We start from the raw sequence: 15,092 nt of genomic DNA on the forward strand, positions 1-15,092 counted from the left end.
AAGTTTTTGAAAATTTTTAAAAGGGGCGTTTTTTTGAGAGGCCTGCTTTTGGGGTGCTTTTACTCTCCCATTTGGTATCCTTTTCGTACTGCTTGGCCATTTTGGCAACCCGTTCTTCGAGCGATTCGGTGGTGAACTTTTCGCGGCCCAGGCTGTCAACCAAAATAGGGAAAGCAAAGGGTGTGGGTTTATCAGTTACCTTGATGATGATCTTTTGTTTGGCAATACGCTGCAAGGCTGCACGTAACCTGAATTCTTCCAGCTGAAAAGCAAGCGCCTCGTTATAGGCCTGCCTTACCAGCAGGTTGTTAGGCTCGTATTCGCTAAACACATCAAACAATAATGACGAGGAAGCCTGCAGGTGCCTGCTTTTAACCGGTTGCCCGGGATAGCCGGTGAAGATCAGCCCGCCGATATGCGCAATATCGCGGAAACGCCTGCGGGCCATTTCGTTGGCATTAAGGCTGTGCTGGATATCGTCGAGCAGGTTATCAATGGTAAACAAATCGTGGTTGAGAGCTTCCTTTAAAAGCACCTGGTCGTCTGTAAGTAGTTCAAAACCATAATCATTCATTGCGATGGAAAAGCTGGCAGTTTTGATCTTTGAAATACGGTAAGCCAAAAGCGAGGCCATACCTTCGTGCACCAAACGTCCCTCAAAAGGGTAAAAAAACAAATGGTGCCCATCGCGCGATTCAAAAGACTCGATCAGAAACTCATCACGCTTCGGCAAATGTGATTCGATTGCCTGGATGTTGAACAAAGGGCGCAAGGCTTCAACTTCAACGCCCTTTTCGGCGCCCCTGGCCACTTCGTCCAGCTTATCCCTCAATACGGCCGATAATTGCGACGATAACGGCATGCGGCCGCCCATCCAGCTTGGTATCATGCCTTTCTTTTTGTTCGATTTTTGTACGTATGCCGTCATTTCTTTGAGTCGAACAAATTCAACGCTGCGCCCTGCGAACCAAAAATTATCCCCCGGCTTTAGCTTCGATATAAAATATTCCTCAATGGTTCCTAAACTCCCCCCGCTTAACCAACGCACACGTATGCTTACATCGCTGGTAATGGTGCCAATGCTTAAGCGGTGCCGCATAGCTACCCGGCGGCTGTTTACTTTATATGTGCCGTTTTCAAGCTCTACCTTTAAAAACTCATCGTATTGTGCCAGCGTTTTGCCGCCATTGGTTATAAAATCGAGCAGCTCGTTAAACTCGCTGCGTTTTAAGTCGGCGTAGGCGAAGGTGGTTTTTACTTCTCTAAATAGTTCGTTAGCGGTAAATCCATCAGATACTGCCAGTGTAACCATGTATTGGATCAGTACATCCAAAGCTAGCAGAATAGGGTCGCGACTCTCGTAAACGCCGTTAACCAGGGCTTGCTTTAAGGCGGCACCTTCTAAAAGTTCCAGCGAGTGCGTTGGCACAAAATAAGCTTTAGATATCGCCCCCGGATGATGACCGCTCCGGCCGGCACGCTGCATAAAACGCGCCACGCCTTTAGGGCTGCCTATTTGTACTACGGTATCAACCGGGCGAAAATCCACACCCAAATCTAAGCTCGATGTACAAACCACCAGCTTTAAGGCCTCATTATGTAAGGCTTGTTCAACCCAGCTGCGCAATTCGTTATCGAGCGAGCCGTGGTGCATAGCCATAATACCAGCATATTCGGGGTATTTATCTAAAATGGCATGGTACCATATCTCGCTTTGTGCGCGGGTATTGGTAAAAATGAGCGTGGTTTTGCTGCGTTCTACAATCTCTATAACCTGCGGTAACAACTTCAAACCGATGTGTCCGGCCCATGAGTAGGTCTCGACGTTTTCGGGTATTACCGATTCGATCACGATCTTTTTTTCCAGGTTGGCTCTCACCATCCTGATCTTATCCTTAGGCATATCATTACCTAACAAAACATCCGAAGCTTCTTCCAGGTTACCGATGGTTGCGCTGATGCCCCAGATACGAAGACCCAGGAGCCAAGAATCAAGAGGCAAGAGTCTTTCGGGACTTTCTATGTCTTGATTCCTGGCTCTTGATTCGTGATTCAACTTCTTCAGCTTCGACAGTCCCAATTCCACCTGTACACCACGTTTGGTTCCTAAAAGCTCATGCCATTCGTCGATTACCACAACCTGCAGGGCCTTAAATACTTTAGGATATTCCTTTTGCGCCAGCATTAAATGCAGGCTTTCGGGTGTGGTGAGTAATACTTCGGGTAGTTTTCTTTTTAACGCCTGTTTTTCGGTTGCGGGTGTATCGCCTGTGCGGGTACCGATCTTCCAGGGTAGTTCCAGGTCGTCGCAAACCTCCTGCATGGCTTTACGTATATCATTGGTTAAGGCACGTAAAGGTGTTATCCACAGCATCAGTAAACCATTATTCTGCCGGGTTTTATAATCATTGGGATAAGTATTGATGTATTCGGCCAGGAAGGGCAGAAACATGGCAAAAGTTTTACCGCTGCCGGTAGGCGCATTTAAAAGGCCTGAGCATCCGTTAAGGTAAGCCTGCTGCATCTCCAACTGAAAAGCAAACTGTTGCCAGTTTTTTTGTTGGAACCATTGTTGGATTATTTGCTGCCCTGGTGTGCCCATTGAATTACAAATTAGTGTAAAATAAAAAAAAGTCCTGCCGGATATCGGCAGGACTTTGAAAATTAGTTTTAAGGCTAATTATTTTTTGAACTCTACACGGCGGTTTAATACACGTCCGTCTTCAGTTGAGTTATCAGCAATTGGTTTGGTTTCACCATAACCTTTTACTTTGATGTGTTTTGCATCAACACCAGAGTTAACTAAGTAAGTTTTAACTGAGTTAGCACGATCTTTAGATAATTGCATGTTGTGTGCAGCAGTACCTTCAGATGAAGCGAAACCGTTAACCCAAACTGTTTTACCAGTTGAACGTAAGTCAGCAGAAGTAGCATCTAACACTGGGTAAGATGAAGTACGTAATACTGAGCTATCAAATTCAAACTGGATGTTTGAGTAAGCAGTACCTACTACACCAGTAGTACCATGTCCGCTACCCATAGCATTACGGATCATTTGACCAACTTGTGCGGTATCTAAACCTTTAAGTGGGCAACCAGAACCATCAACTACAGTACCTGCAGGAGTGTTAGGGCATTTATCAAATTGATCAGCAACACCGTCACCGTCAGAATCTTTTTTCAGGTCATCAACTGCTTTTTCAACATTTGATACACGGCCTTTCAAAGCTTCAACTTCTTGCCTTAATGTAGGATCGTTCAATTCGTCATACATCATAGCAACAGGGTTAACCCACTCTAAGTTCGGTTTTGATTTTGAACCTAAGGTCCACTCTAAACCAGCATAACCTAAAGTATATTTATCGCGGTGACTAGGTACACCAACTAATTTGTTGCCATCAAATTGATCAGCATCCTGGAAGTTCATGTTGTAACCTAAGTTAAAGCCCCATGCATCGCTCAGTCTAAATTTAACACCTACTCCAACTGGTACGTAGTTACCTACGATAGTATTCTCGGCACCATCATTTTTGCTGGCTGATTTGTAATAACCCAAGAAAGTACCATTTTTGTCGTATTCCTTAGGAATGTACCAGTTCATACCTAAACCTGCTTCAACGAAGAAGTTGATAGCGTTTTTGCGACGTAAAAAGTCAACAGTAGCTACGTTAATCACACCCAGGATAGCACCAGAGTAGTACATAGTTGAAAAATTTTCAACACCACCCGGAACGTTGGCATTAGCAATAGTGTTACCGTTGTTGTTGCCTTTTACTTGTCCAATACCAAAATCGGCTTCGATACCAAATGAATGAGCAAGCTGTTTTCTAACAGTTAATGCACCACCAAGACCCAGAGATAAACCAGGATAGTTGTTAACACCGCCAATTACAGCTTCGTTACTTGTAACGCCAACATTTAAACCGATGGTCCAGGTGTTGTACTGTCCGCTTCCACCAAATATCTTGGCAGAAGTTGAAGCCATTTTTGTCGTATCAGATGACACCTGGGCACTTGCTGCTCCAACGGCCATCAAAGAAACAATTGACAAAGCGGCTGTTTTCTTTAATGTAGAATAATTCATAGTTTTAAGATTAAACAATTTTAATTGTGATTTTTTTTTCAAATTTAGTTATTATGTTTGAAATCATTACCAAACATTGTTCCAATTTTATTTATATTTTATTTATATTCTGTAACAAAAAAACCTAAAAAAGGTTTTAGAAAAAACTAAATACACAAATAATAATGAAATACTTACGTATTAGTCCGGATTTATTTATTAATAATAGAAAAAATTTCGTTTCACGATTAAAATCGAATTCTATTGCTATTTTTAATTCGGCTGACGAATTTCCAAAAAGTGGCGATCAGACGTTTGGTTTTAAGCAAAATGCCGACTTTTTTTACCTTTCGGGCATCGATCAGGAGCAAAGTATACTGATTTTATATCCCGATTGTCCTAATCCGTTGTACAAACAAGTACTTTTTTTAAGACAAACCGACGAACATATAGCTATTTGGGAGGGACATAAGTATACTAAAGAAGAAGGGAAGGAAACTTCGGGCATATCTGCCATCTATTGGCTGCATGATTTTGATAACATCCTGCACAGTATTATAAACTATGCCGATAATATATATTTAAATACCAACGAGAACGACCGTTACCTGCATGCCGTGCCTTATCGCGATATGCGGTTTATAGAAACACTGCGCTCAAAGTACCCGTTACATAATTATTTAAGGTCGGCACCTATTATGCGCGATCTGCGGGTTATTAAATCGGACATTGAGGTTGAGCTGACCCAAAAGGCTTGCGATATTACCAATGATGCTTTTAGGCGTGTGCTTAAATTTGTTAAGCCGGGTGTTACCGAATACGAAATTGAAGCCGAGATCATCCACGAGTTTATACGCCAGCGCGCAACCGGGCATGCCTATAACCCAATTATTGCATCGGGGCCCAATGCTAACGTGCTGCATTATAACGATAATAACCAGGTTTGTAAGGATGGCGATGTGATCTTATTTGATTTTGGCGCCGAATATGCCAACTACAACGCCGATATGAGTCGTTCTATCCCGGTAAATGGCCGCTTTACCCAACGCCAGCGCGATGTATATAATGCAGTGCTGCATGTAATGAAAGAAGCGACCAAAATGATAGTGGACGGAGCTGTTTGGAACGAGTACCACGAAGAGGTAGGCAAAGTGATGACTGCCGAACTGATCAAATTAGGTTTATTGGATAAGCACGATGTTGAAAAGCAAAAGCCGGCGATGCCTGCTTATAAAAAATATTTTATGCATGGAACATCGCATCACCTGGGTTTGGATGTGCATGATTTTGCCAACCGTTATCAAAAATTTAAGGTGGGTAATATATTAACCTGCGAGCCCGGTATATATATTCCTAAAGAAGGTTTAGGGATCCGCCTTGAAAATAATATCCTGATAACCAAAGGTGGTAATATTGATCTGATGGCTGCGATACCTGTGGAAGCCGACGAAATAGAAGAAATTATGAATTCATGAGATGAATGCTATCGGCAAAACGATAGATATTAAAGTCCTTTTTTAACGAAGCTTCGGCAATTAAATGCTGAAGCTTCGCTTTTTCAAGGCCCTGCATTCTTTTTTGCTGTACAAGTCTGTATACTTTTTCGGTCAATAAAAACAACTTTCGCTTATTTACCATGGCATTTGCTTTAGAAAGGTAAGCAGCAATTTCGGCTATGCCTGTATGGTGTACCGCATCCGATTTAAAAACCTCAATATCCTGGTGTTTTTGCATCACCATTTTTTTTATGTTACTTACAAAGGCCTCTGCCCCCTCGCGATCAGCTTTGTTTACTATAAATACATTGGCAATTTCCATCAGGCCCGATTTGATGTGTTGGATCTCATCACCGCTTTCGGGCACCAAAACAACGGCTGTAATATCGGCTAAACCGGCGATGTCAATTTCCGACTGGCCAACACCTACTGTTTCAATAAAAATATAATCAAAACCTGCTGCGCGCAGTACATCACTCATCTCGATGGTCTTCACACTTAAACCGCCAACCGAACCCCGCGTGGCTATTGAGCGGATAAAAACATCGGGGTGGTTAAAGTGAGCGGCCATACGGATCCGGTCGCCAAGCAGCGAACCCAGGTTAAAGGGCGAAGTTGGATCAACAGCCAGCACGGCTATCTTTTTATTTTGTTTAAGCAGTTCGGCCACGAGTGCCCCAACTAAAGTGCTTTTACCCGCTCCCGGCGGGCCTGTTATACCAATTACAGGTACACTGTTATCGATCTTTAGGTTTTTCAGATAGTCATCGGCGCCGGCCAGATCATTCTCAACCATGGTTAAGCGCCTGGCGAGCAGTTTAAAATCGATATGCGTACTTAACGGTAGTAATGTCATTGCTTAACATGGAGTTAACCCGATGGCTAATTTAAGCGGTTATTAATTATAGTTTGAGTTTTTTGTACAATTTAATTGTTAGGTTACAATGTATACCTTTACACCTATATTATATAGTATACCCCAAAATGAAAGTTGCCGGTTTTACCTTTATCAGAAATGCAGTAAAAAACGATTACCCGGTTGTTGAAGCCATCACTTCCATATTGCCTTTGTGTGATGAGTTTGTAATAGCACTTGGTAACAGTGATGATGCCACAGCGCAGTTGATAGAAGGGATAGGCTCGCCAAAAATTAAAGTGATCAACACCGTTTGGGATGATAGCAAGCGCGAAGGCGGAGCCGTTTTTGCCGAACAAACCGATATTGCCTTTAACCATATATCTGCTGATGTGGATTGGGCCTTTTACATACAGGGTGACGAATGTATGCACGAGCAGTATCTGCCCACCATTAAGAAAGAAATGGAAGCTAACCTGGCCGATGATCAAATTGAGGGCCTGCTGTTTAAATACCTGCACTTTTATGGGTCGTACGATTATTATGCTCACTCGCGCAGGTGGTACCGCCGCGAGATACGCATAGTTAGAAATAACAAACATATACATGCTTACCGCGACGCACAGGGTTTTAGGTGGGATGAGCGCAAGATCAATGTAAAACTTATAGACGCCTATATATACCATTATGGCTGGGTTAAGCAACCCAAGGTGATGGAAACCAAAATGCGCAACTTTAGCCAGTTTTACCACGATGAAGCCTGGATAGCCGCCAACATACCCGAAACCTTTGAGTTTGATTACAGCAATGCCGATAAATTGATACCCTTTACGGGGACACACCCGGCAGTAATGCAAAAACGTGTAGCGGCGTTAAACTGGAACCTTAACCCTGACACGCTTAAAATGAAGATGACCTTTAGGAGGCGGATGTTACAGGCCATTGAAATGTTTACCGGCTGGCGTATTGGCGAATACAAAAATTACAAAATAGTAAAGTAGGGTTTGAGCAGTATTAAAAATCAGCATATATTAATAAGCCGTACCGATGCTATTGGCGATGTGGTGCTTACATTGCCTATGTGTGGCTATTTAAAAAGCATTTACCCCGATGTTAAAATTTCGTTTTTAGGGCGTACATACACGCAGCCCATTATTAATACCTGCGCTGCTGTTGATACCTTTATCAATTACGATGAGTTAAAAACGTTGCCTTTAACGGAGCAAACTGCCGTTTTAAAGTCGAAACACATCGATGTTATCATCCATGTTTATCCCCGTAAGGAGATAGCCGCCCTGGCGAAAACTGCCGGCATTAAACTGCGTATTGGTACAACAAACCGGGTATTTCATTGGGTAAGCTGTAATAAGCTGGTTAAACTAAGCCGTAAAAACTCACCATTGCATGAGGCGCAGCTGAACATAGTTTTATTGCAGGGTTTGGGCATCAAACAAATTCCGGAAATAGCGCAGCTACCCGGTTATTATAATTTAAAACCACCCGGTGATTTACCGGCTGATCTTTTGGAATTATTGGATAAAAAGCGTTTTAACCTAATTATCCATCCAAAATCCCACGGAAGTGGCAAAGAGTGGAGCCTGCAACGCTTTGCCGAATTGATAGCGCTATTGCCGCCTGAAAAATTTAAACTATTCATCAGCGGAAGCGAAAAGGAGAAAGCCGTATTAAAGGATTGGATAACGACCTTACCCGATACGGTAACTGATATAACCGGCAAAATGCCGCTTAACCAGTTTATTAAATTTATTGCTGCTGCCAATGGTTTACTGGCTGCCAGCACCGGCCCGATGCATATTGCCGCCGAAACCGGCATCCATACTTTGGGTTTGTTCCCAACCCTGCCCTCTATACATGCGCGACGATGGGGCCCTATAGGTAAACAGGCCGAATTTATACAAACAACAGGGGGCGACCTGGATGCCATAACCGCTGCCGATGTTTACCATAAGATAACTGCCTGGCTTTAATTATTTTGCCCAGCTGCTAATTGCGTTCAGCACCATATCCACACTGATGCTCGACAGGTCGTCGCCATCGCTTTCAATATGTTCTGCTTTTTTGCCCAAAGGTGCCCAACGTAAGGCGTTGATGGATTTACTTACCGGGAAGAGCCCCAGGGTATGTATGCCAGATACCGCCGCCATATGCAGAGGCCCCGTTCCGGATGCCAACAGGCCATCGGCTTTGTGGATAAAGCTCATTAATTCGTCCAGCGTCATTTTACCGCTCAGGTTAATTACACCGGCGGGCAATTGTTTTACCCACTTGTTTAATACTTCGGCCTCTTTTGCCGAACCGGTAATGATCACATTGTATTTATCCTGCGGAAGCCTGTTGATCAATTGCGCGTATTTATCCATTTCCCATTCGCGGCCGTGACCGTTTGACATCGTGTGGACGATCAGGTTAAATTTGTCGGATCTTAAATTGGCCAACAGCTCGGATGTTAATACGGTTTGCGGTTTGTAAAAATCTTTATAATAACCGGCTAAAGTGCCAATGCTGGGGATGTGGGTGAGGCCCAAAGGCTGTAAAAACAAAAACATTTGCTGTGCTTCGTGCAGGTGCGAGTTGCCCCGGCTTAGCCTGATAAGTTTGTTGCAGTAAATAAAATGGCTGTTTTTGCTGGTATTGCCTATCCTGATGGGGATACCTGCCTGTTTAGCAAGCTTTACAATGCTGGTTTTATTAAAGGTCTGTAAAAAAACATCGATGTGCCGTTCCCTGATATTGGCTATCTGATCTTTTTCGGGCAAACGCTCCAGTTCTTCATAATCAACAAAATAGTCAATAGCCGGGCAGGCATCAATAATGGGCCTGGTGTAACTGCGGGCCAGTATGGTTATTTTAATATCAGGATACAGTAGCTTTAAGTAAATGCAAACCGGGAGCGTCAAAATAACATCGCCAATGTTATCAATACGGTTTATTAAAAAATGCCTTATAGTTCTGTTTTTAGCAACAAGCATAAATGATAGTTATTCGTGACCTTTTAGTAACCTATAAAATTTACTGATATGCAATGATACAGTAAAAATTAGTTTTACAAACGCTGTAATACGCTGTAACGGTTGATAGTTTACAAATATCCATAACTATTGATTAATTTTGCCAGCTTAAATTTTTAAATGAAAACTTATTTCAGGTTACTTTCTTTTGCCAAGCCAATTGAAAAATTCGCAATACCATATGTTTTATTCACGCTTTTGTATGTGTTTTTCAGCACGATGGTTTTGGTGCTGTTAGGACCCCTATTAAATGCATTATTTGCAGCAAATGATCCAAACACGACAAAAGTAGTACAAACAGGCACGGCCCCGTCAATTTTCCACATGGCCGATATGTTTAAGTATTACATGCAATACTATATTAACGAATCTGGTGGCAGTGCGTGGGGCGCATTAAAATTTGTTTGTTTTGTTATCATCACATTTGTTTTTTTAGGTAACCTGTTTAGGTATTTATCGCAGCGTACCATGGAAAACCTGCGTGTACATACGCTGTTAAATCTGCGCAAAAAAGTATTTAACAATGTGATGGATCTGCACCTGGGTTATTTTAGTAATGAGCGCAAGGGTGATATCATCTCAAAAGTTTCATCGGATGTGCAGGTGGTGCAGTTTTCGGTAACCGGAACTTTGCAGGTTATATTTAAAGAGCCTGTTACCATGATAGCCTATATGGTGGCGCTGTTTAATATCTCAGCACCACTTACTTTCTTCTCGCTGCTGGTTATCCCTGTTTCGGCATTCATTATTTCGCGCATTGTTAAGCGGTTAAAAGCGCAGGCCATCGCAGGGCAGCATTATTACGGCAACATGATCAGTTACCTGGATGAAGCTTTAACCGGGATAAAAATAATTAAGGCTTTTAACGCACTCGATTTTATTAAAGACCGGTTTAACACGGAGAACGAAAAATATTCAAATACGGTACGGTCGATGGCGCGCCGGCAGCAACTCGCCTCGCCGGTATCCGAAACCTTATCTGTTACCATGATCGCTTTTATCGTGCTTTATGGCGGATACCTGATCCTGAATAAACAATCAACTCTTGACGCGGGGCATTTTATAGCTTACATCGGTATATTCTCACAATTACAGCGTCCGGCAAAAGCAATGTCCGATTCGTTTGGTAACATCCATTCGGGTATTGCTGCCGGCGAACGTGTGCTTGCGCTGATAGATGAAAAACCACAAATTGTTAATGCACCCAATGCACACGCTATTGATGATTTTACCGACAGTATTAAATTTAACAATGTAACCTTTGCCTACAACGAGAAGAATGTACTGAATAACATCAGTGTTACTATCCCGAAAGGTAAAACTGTAGCCCTGGTAGGGCCATCGGGCGGTGGTAAGTCGACCTTGATGGATTTGATACCCCGGTTTATTGAGCCAAAAACGGGCGATATATCTATTGACGGACAGAACATTAATAGCATAACGGCAGAATCATTGCGGTCATTAATGGGTTTTGTAAATCAGGAATCGATCTTGTTTAACGATACCATTTTTAACAATATCGCTTTTGGCAAACCAAACACCAGCCTGGAAGAAGTGGAAGCGGCCGCAAAAATTGCCAATGCGCACGAGTTTATTTTAACTACCGAGAACGGTTATCAAACCAATATAGGTGATCGCGGCTCCAAGCTTTCGGGCGGGCAAAAACAGCGGATATGTATAGCCCGTGCAGTATTGAACAACCCGCCGATCATGCTACTGGATGAGGCCACATCGGCACTGGATACCGAATCGGAAAAATTGGTGCAGGATGCGTTGAACAACCTGATGAAGAACCGTACTTCGCTCATCATCGCCCACAGGTTGAGTACTATTCAAAATGCTGATATCATTATTGTATTAGAGAACGGACAGGTAGTTGAGCAAGGCAGCCACCAGGAGTTGATAGTTAATGGCGGCTTATACAAAAAGCTTATAGATATGCAAACCTTTACATCCGATTTGGGATAAGGAGCATTTGGCGCCAGCTACCCCGCAGGAAAGTATAATATTATAGCAGCGTTATAACACTACATTTTTTCGTTTCTGAGCCGTTGCTTAAACCTGCGTATAAGGTAACGCATCCATATTTTAAGGCCAAAATTTTGACGGATCAACATGGACTTGTCTTTTTCAAAGGCCTTGTCGGCTCCGCCAGATGATACACCGGTGTGGTTAAAGTTTGCGATAATATAATCTTTAAAAATGAAAGGAATATTTTCATCCTTATGAAACTGCATATTAAGCGCGTAATCTGCAGATACCGCGTATTTGGTGTTGTACTTATACCTTTTAAATATGCTTGCCGAATAAATTATAGCCTGATGATAAATACCTATTTTGGCCTGATAATAAGTGGTGACCAATCCTGATTGTTTGCCTCCGCGCGATAAAACGCTGCCATAGTATAAGGCTCCAGGCACTTCTAATTGATAGCATAGCGTCGAAAAATCGTCAAGCAGGGTATCATCAGCACCCAAAAAATATACCCACTCGCCGGTAATATGGTCAAGCCCTTTGTTTATTGCATCGTAAATGCCTTTATCGGGTTCGCTTTTCCAAAAAGTTATTTTATCAGTATTCTCCTCCAGTATTTTTATGGTACCATCGGTGCTTTTACCATCAATAACCACAATTTCAATATTGGGATATCTTTGTTGGTAGATGCTATCCAGGCAGACTTGCAGTGTTTGGGCAGCGTTGAAGGTTACTATAATTATCGAAACTTTATCAACAACTGATTCAGGAATGTCAATACCGGTTTCAGTACTCATTTAGGTTGTATTAAATTTATCACTTACTATAAGCCAGCCGCTTTAGAACTTTGCAATGATTGCAAAAATCACAATTAAAGCAGACATTTGCAAAAACCATTTGATATAACATTCCCGCTGAATGCCAATAACAAAAAACACGGATAAACCCGCTTTAGTTTCTATAATAATTGTAACCTACAATGCTGCTGCATTTTTACAAAACTGCCTGGACAGCATCTACCAACAAAAGTATCCCAATATCGAAACAGTGATATTGGATGGAGGCAGTACCGATGGTACCATTGATATATTAAAAGCCAATGACGATAAGGTAACTTTTTGGAAAAGCGAAAAGGATGATGGTATTTACGATGCCATGAATAAGGCGCTGGACCATATTACCGGCGAATGGGTTTACTTTTTAGGTGCCGATGATGTTTTATTTGATGGCTTTTCTGATCTGGCGTATGATCTGGAAGATAACAATGCTATATACTATGGCAGCGTGATCCTAAGAGGAAATAAATATTATGGCCGTGCTTCAAAATATCAGCTTGCCAAGAGCACTATTTGCCACCAGGCCATGATATACCCTGCAAAAGTTTTTAAAAAATATAAGTTTGACACCCGGTACAGGATCTCAGCCGATTTTGCACTCAACATGCAATGTTATAAGGATAAAGATCTTCATTTTGAATTTAGGGACCATATAGTGGCTAACTTTAACCATACCGGTGCATCTTCAAAAAAAGACCCGGTTTTTGAAAAAGAAAAGGCAGCACTGATATTTAAAAACTTTGGCTTTACAACCTGGTTACGCTTCAGGATCAAAAAAATTAAACAGGCAACGTACAAAAAACCAAAAGATAATAATTGAAAATTTTATTTGACCACCAAAAGTTTTCGTTGCAGCGCTATGGCGGCATTTCGAGGTATTTTGCCAATTTAAATACAGCGCTTAATACACAGCCCGACATAAAAAGCCAAATAGCGGCTCTTTATTCAGAAAATGAGTACGTTAAAAATGAACCCTTTATTTTAAACAACAGCCTGGGCGAAAAAATTTTATCGGGCAAACCGCAAAAAATTTACAAATGGAACCGCAGGTTTAGCCGTTGGAGTGTGCGCTTGGGTAAATATGATGTTTTTCATCCTACTTATTACGACACCGATTTTTTAAAGGATATCAGAAAGCCATTCGTAGTTACGGTACATGATATGGTGTACGAATTATTTCCGGATAACTTTTCGGATGCAGCCGAGGTAATAGCTAAAAAGCAAGCCATCATTACCCGGGCCGATGCGATTATCGCCATCTCTGAATACACTAAAAGAGACATCCTGCGTATATTTCCTGATCTGGAAAGCAAAATACATGTGGTACATCACGGTTATATACTGGGCACTGGTAAATCTGGACCCCCGTTACAGCTCCCTGAAAAATTTATCCTATTTGTGGGCCAGCGCTGGCACTACAAAAACTTTGAAGGTTTTGCGGCAGCAATCAGCCCGCTTTTTCAACAAGATACCCAATTGAAACTGATTTGCGCAGGAGGTGGAGCTTTTACACGGAGCGAACAGGAATTGCTGCAGCAATTAAACATAGTTGACCAATGCATACAAATTAATGCTTCGGATAGTGATCTGAAACAACTGTATCAACATGCCCAATTATTTGCCTATCCATCGCAACAGGAAGGTTTTGGCTTACCCATCTTGGAGGCCTTTGCCAACAATTGTCCGCTGGTTTGCAGCAATAACACCAGTATGCCCGAGGTAGCGGGTAATGCTGCCGAATATTTTGACCCGTTTGATAGCGCTTCCATGCTATTGGCCGTTGATAAAGTATTAAATGATACATCCTACCAACAACAATTAAAGGCCAGAGGGATAGAGCAATTAAAACTGTTTAGTTTCGATAACTGTGTTGCAAATACCATTAAGGTATACCAGTCGTTAGTGTAATATCCTGATCATGTAATGCTTGATTTTTTAAATGAAAGGGCTTAGCCCGTCTAAAAAACTCCCTGCTAATAAAAAAATTGCAGTTCAGAGGCGATAATATCCTTAGCCAATTCATTATCATCTTCATGAAACAAGCAAACATCATAATAATAAAAAGCACCTTCGCCCTTCCTCATGTAAGCATACAGCTGTTTCACAATATCCTGGTTCTCTAAACTTACAGATAACAATAATTTACCATAATTATCGTAATAAATGGCAGTACGGTACCCAAGATGATAAAGATCGAAAAGTAATTCGGTTCCGCTTTCACCGAGTTTTTCAAGATAAGAGGCATCATATTCAAAAAACAAAACAGGTCGGTTATTTTTTAGAAGATCCCAGCTGCCACGTAAAATTTTAAAGTCAAACCCGTCCGTATCAATTTTCAGAAGTTTCACGTTCTTAATGCCATTATCCGAAACAAGGTCATCCAGCTTTTGGATAGACGTAGTACTGTCTTCTAATTGAACAAGATTGGCTGTGCCCTTAGTTGTTTCAACAGAAAAATTTCCGGATCCGGTCTCCTCACCTAAAAAGGTCTGAAATGTTTTAACGCCTTTAAAGTTCAGGGCGTTTTTTTCGAGTATTTCAAAATATACAGGGTCTCCCTCAATAGCATAAATAAACTGATCGCAATCTGCCGATCTCACCAACGCTATAGTATCGCCAATGTTGGCCCCAACATCTATTATGTTATAAGTTTTATACTTAGCCTCTAACAGTTTAGCTATGCGAGGTAAATTTCGGGAGTAATATTTATGGTTATTTAAATAATCTTGCAGCGGATGCTCCTGGTTAGCCAGTATGGTGAATCTCCCTGCTTGAATTTCTTTAAGACCAGTATTTGCTTTCTTTTTTTTGGAAAATATTTTCGTAAAAAACATGGTT

Annotated in this window: 12 protein-coding genes; 6 read left to right on the forward strand and 6 right to left on the reverse strand. The window is 41.8% G+C overall.

Going from position 1 to position 15,092, the window contains the following annotated elements; genetic code table 11:
- Window positions 1-16: 16 nt before the first annotated feature.
- Window positions 17-2,602 carry a ligase-associated DNA damage response DEXH box helicase gene (locus ACFGVR_RS07640; RefSeq protein ID WP_448702178.1) on the reverse strand — a complete coding sequence of 862 codons (2,586 nt, stop codon included), beginning with the start codon at window positions 2,600-2,602 and terminating at the stop codon, window positions 17-19.
- A 78-nt stretch (window positions 2,603-2,680) separates the two neighbouring features.
- Window positions 2,681-4,126, reverse strand: a complete 1,446-nt coding sequence (locus tag ACFGVR_RS07645; RefSeq protein ID WP_448702180.1) for an OmpA family protein — start codon at window positions 4,124-4,126, stop codon at window positions 2,681-2,683.
- 122 nt (window positions 4,127-4,248) lie between these two features.
- Here ACFGVR_RS07645 and ACFGVR_RS07650 point away from each other — a divergent pair, with 122 nt between their 5' ends.
- Complete coding sequence (locus tag ACFGVR_RS07650) at window positions 4,249-5,538, forward strand: aminopeptidase P N-terminal domain-containing protein (RefSeq protein ID WP_448702182.1); 1,290 nt, start codon at window positions 4,249-4,251, stop codon at window positions 5,536-5,538.
- On the opposite strand, the gene meaB is transcribed toward ACFGVR_RS07650, so the two are convergent.
- Window positions 5,525-6,415 (reverse strand): methylmalonyl Co-A mutase-associated GTPase MeaB, encoded by an 891-nt coding sequence (meaB, locus tag ACFGVR_RS07655; protein WP_448702183.1) that lies wholly within the window; start codon window positions 6,413-6,415, stop codon window positions 5,525-5,527. The genes ACFGVR_RS07650 and meaB overlap by 14 nt on opposite strands.
- Before the next feature lie 128 nt (window positions 6,416-6,543).
- On the opposite strand from meaB, the gene ACFGVR_RS07660 reads away from it, so the two are divergent.
- Window positions 6,544-7,416: a glycosyltransferase family 2 protein gene (locus ACFGVR_RS07660; protein ID WP_448702184.1), complete on the forward strand. Its 873-nt coding sequence runs from the start codon at window positions 6,544-6,546 to the stop codon at window positions 7,414-7,416.
- A 3-nt stretch (window positions 7,417-7,419) separates the two neighbouring features.
- Window positions 7,420-8,403 (forward strand): glycosyltransferase family 9 protein, encoded by a 984-nt coding sequence (locus ACFGVR_RS07665; RefSeq protein WP_448702185.1) that lies wholly within the window; start codon window positions 7,420-7,422, stop codon window positions 8,401-8,403.
- Here the strand turns inward: ACFGVR_RS07665 and ACFGVR_RS07670 are convergent, their stop codons facing one another.
- Window positions 8,404-9,405, reverse strand: coding sequence for a glycosyltransferase family 9 protein (locus ACFGVR_RS07670; RefSeq protein ID WP_448702186.1), 1,002 nt, complete (start codon window positions 9,403-9,405; stop codon window positions 8,404-8,406).
- Between the two features lie 159 nt (window positions 9,406-9,564).
- Here ACFGVR_RS07670 and ACFGVR_RS07675 point away from each other — a divergent pair, with 159 nt between their 5' ends.
- Window positions 9,565-11,412 (forward strand): ABC transporter ATP-binding protein, encoded by a 1,848-nt coding sequence (locus ACFGVR_RS07675; RefSeq protein WP_448702187.1) that lies wholly within the window; start codon window positions 9,565-9,567, stop codon window positions 11,410-11,412.
- A 59-nt stretch (window positions 11,413-11,471) separates the two neighbouring features.
- Here ACFGVR_RS07675 and ACFGVR_RS07680 read toward each other — a convergent pair whose 3' ends face one another.
- Window positions 11,472-12,215 carry a glycosyltransferase family 2 protein gene (locus ACFGVR_RS07680; protein ID WP_448702188.1) on the reverse strand — a complete coding sequence of 248 codons (744 nt, stop codon included), beginning with the start codon at window positions 12,213-12,215 and terminating at the stop codon, window positions 11,472-11,474.
- A gap of 121 nt (window positions 12,216-12,336) precedes the next feature.
- Between ACFGVR_RS07680 and ACFGVR_RS07685 the strand changes: the two genes are divergently transcribed.
- Both ACFGVR_RS07685 and ACFGVR_RS07690 read left to right on the forward strand, forming a co-directional pair.
- On the forward strand, window positions 12,337-13,074 hold the full coding sequence (locus ACFGVR_RS07685) for a glycosyltransferase family 2 protein (RefSeq protein WP_448702190.1): 738 nt from the start codon (window positions 12,337-12,339) through the stop codon (window positions 13,072-13,074).
- On the forward strand, window positions 13,071-14,162 hold the full coding sequence (locus ACFGVR_RS07690) for a glycosyltransferase family 4 protein (protein ID WP_448702191.1): 1,092 nt from the start codon (window positions 13,071-13,073) through the stop codon (window positions 14,160-14,162). The genes ACFGVR_RS07685 and ACFGVR_RS07690 overlap by 4 nt, the downstream gene beginning before the upstream one ends.
- Before the next feature lie 65 nt (window positions 14,163-14,227).
- On the opposite strand, the gene ACFGVR_RS07695 is transcribed toward ACFGVR_RS07690, so the two are convergent.
- The gene (locus ACFGVR_RS07695) at window positions 14,228-15,088 is read right to left on the reverse strand and encodes an FkbM family methyltransferase (protein ID WP_448702193.1); all 861 of its coding nucleotides are present in this window, start codon (window positions 15,086-15,088) and stop codon (window positions 14,228-14,230) included.
- Window positions 15,089-15,092: the final 4 nt, after the last annotated feature.

The sequence above is a fragment of the Mucilaginibacter aureus genome, assembly GCF_053514885.1.

Excerpts from the sequence above, each read along its gene's own strand:
- ACFGVR_RS07650 (WP_448702182.1), top strand. The coding sequence starts at position 4,249 with ATGAAATACTTACGTATTAGTCCGGATTTATTTATTAATAATAGAAAA.
- ACFGVR_RS07685 (WP_448702190.1), top strand. The coding sequence starts at position 12,337 with ATGCCAATAACAAAAAACACGGATAAACCCGCTTTAGTTTCTATAATA.
- ACFGVR_RS07695 (WP_448702193.1), bottom strand. The coding sequence starts at position 15,088 with ATGTTTTTTACGAAAATATTTTCCAAAAAAAAGAAAGCAAATACTGGT.
- ACFGVR_RS07640 (WP_448702178.1), bottom strand. The coding sequence starts at position 2,602 with ATGGGCACACCAGGGCAGCAAATAATCCAACAATGGTTCCAACAAAAA.
- ACFGVR_RS07660 (WP_448702184.1), top strand. The coding sequence starts at position 6,544 with ATGAAAGTTGCCGGTTTTACCTTTATCAGAAATGCAGTAAAAAACGAT.
- ACFGVR_RS07675 (WP_448702187.1), top strand. The coding sequence starts at position 9,565 with ATGAAAACTTATTTCAGGTTACTTTCTTTTGCCAAGCCAATTGAAAAA.
- ACFGVR_RS07670 (WP_448702186.1), bottom strand. The coding sequence starts at position 9,405 with ATGCTTGTTGCTAAAAACAGAACTATAAGGCATTTTTTAATAAACCGT.
- ACFGVR_RS07680 (WP_448702188.1), bottom strand. The coding sequence starts at position 12,215 with ATGAGTACTGAAACCGGTATTGACATTCCTGAATCAGTTGTTGATAAA.
- meaB (WP_448702183.1), bottom strand. The coding sequence starts at position 6,415 with ATGACATTACTACCGTTAAGTACGCATATCGATTTTAAACTGCTCGCC.